2 protein-coding genes are annotated in these 1668 nt (G+C 42.5%); both read right to left on the bottom strand.

Going from position 1 to position 1668, the window contains the following annotated elements:
* Window positions 1-318: 318 nt before the first annotated feature.
* A complete protein-coding gene (locus HMPREF3277_RS12190; protein ID WP_246830815.1) occupies window positions 319-738 on the bottom strand; it encodes a cytochrome C biogenesis protein in 420 nt (139 codons plus the stop codon).
* On the bottom strand, window positions 695-1668 hold a 974-nt coding region (locus HMPREF3277_RS15665; RefSeq protein WP_246830814.1), incomplete at its 5' end, for an RHS repeat domain-containing protein. The genes HMPREF3277_RS12190 and HMPREF3277_RS15665, both read right to left, overlap by 44 nt.

The raw sequence follows: 1668 nt of genomic DNA, 5'->3' as shown, positions 1-1668 counted from the left end.
GCTTGCGGTTGAGGCGGACGTCTTTGGCGACGGTCTTGGCACCGCCCAGATCGGCGAAGAGCGGGAAGGGGATGGGTGTGATAGGAGGAGCAGGAGGGGGCGCCCAACAGAAATCGGGGAGGATAAAGACGACATTGAAGTCACTGCTTTTACGGGCGATTTTATTGAATGCCATGGCGGCTTACTCCTGTTGGGGGATGGGATCGTCTGAAAAGCAGAACCCGTGTGCGTGCGTACCGCACACACCCTACGTCGGGATTGGAGGTTTCATATGGTGTACGGCTTGCTGTTTAGTCACAATCAAAACTATATCTGTATTTATACATAATCTCCTATTTTTTGTCTTAAAAACAAAAATATTTTTACCCAAATAGGCGTTGTCAACCCCCAGATTCCTCCAAATATTAATCCTTCAACCAGCATAAAATTTTCCCTTTTGATTTGTATAGCTAATCCTAGCAACATCCCAATTAACATTTGAATTATAGATAGATATTTAATATTTTTTCTTTCTAATTCCAAATGAAATAAAATAACTAGAAAGAAAGAGATAATTGGAAATACGACTAACTTGACTATTGAGTTATCCCCATAATAGACCATCCATAACCAAAAGAAAATAGATGAAATTAAAATACTTACCCAATACTTTTGAATAAATTTTTTAAGCTCATTTAACATATTCAATATCCCCTCAGTCACACGGAGAATCACTAAACACGCTTTTTTTCTCTCCACCAAAAATTGCTTTAGCTATTTGGTTAATAGAGAGAACTACAGCTCCAATACCAGAATATTTTTTGATGTCAGATAAATTGTTAGTAGCAGCATTCGTAGCTTGTCCAAGTTTTCTTCCTATCTTCTTGCGTTCTGTTTTCGCACCTACTTTTCCAAATAATTCAGCATATTTCTTACCTAACCTATTAATTGCAAATTTATTTATTATGAAATCCACACCATTTGTTCCGTTTTTCCATAAGCATTTGCCGGCAGAAGCAGCCCCAGGAATAGTAGGGATAATTCCACCTATTACTGCACTTACAGCTACTGAATTCCAATTGATACAATCTAATGGTTTATCGGAAAAATGATTTACAATGGCTTGGATACCAATATCAGTAGCAGCCCCTAAAAAAGCACCCAATGCTATTCCAATTAGTATTGGCAAATTACCACTCGGATCAATCCATGAACCAGTATTTGGTGCAAATCTATATAAATTCTCTCCACCCATCAATCTAATCGGATCCTGATTCACAAACCGCCCCGCATCAGGTTCGTAATACCGGAAGAAGTTGTAATGCAGCCCCGTCTCCTCGTCGCAGTACTGGTTCTGCAGGCGGAAGGGTTGGTGCGCCGTTTGCGTTACCTTGGTTTCCTCTTTCAGACGACCCCAGCCGGTGTAGTTGCCGAACCATAAGAGGTTGCCGTCTTTATCGGTCATCTCGCGCGGGATGCCGATTTGGTCGCAGTGGAAGTAGCGGGTCTGTTGGCGGTTTTCGCCGTCTTCGTTTGTCCAGTTTCGGACTTGCGCCAAAGGCTCGTAGGAGTCTTGGTCGGTGTAGATATAGGTATACCTGCCGTCCGGGTGGATTTCTTGCAGCAGATGGCTGCCATCCCAAACGAAGCGGGTGTGGTTTTCTAGGTCGTTCCCGCTTAAATCATGCG

The sequence above is a fragment of the Neisseria sp. HMSC70E02 genome, from assembly GCF_001838645.1.
Lineage (GTDB): Bacteria > Pseudomonadota > Gammaproteobacteria > Burkholderiales > Neisseriaceae > Neisseria > Neisseria macacae.
This window is presented reverse-complemented; position numbering and strand designations above follow the sequence as displayed.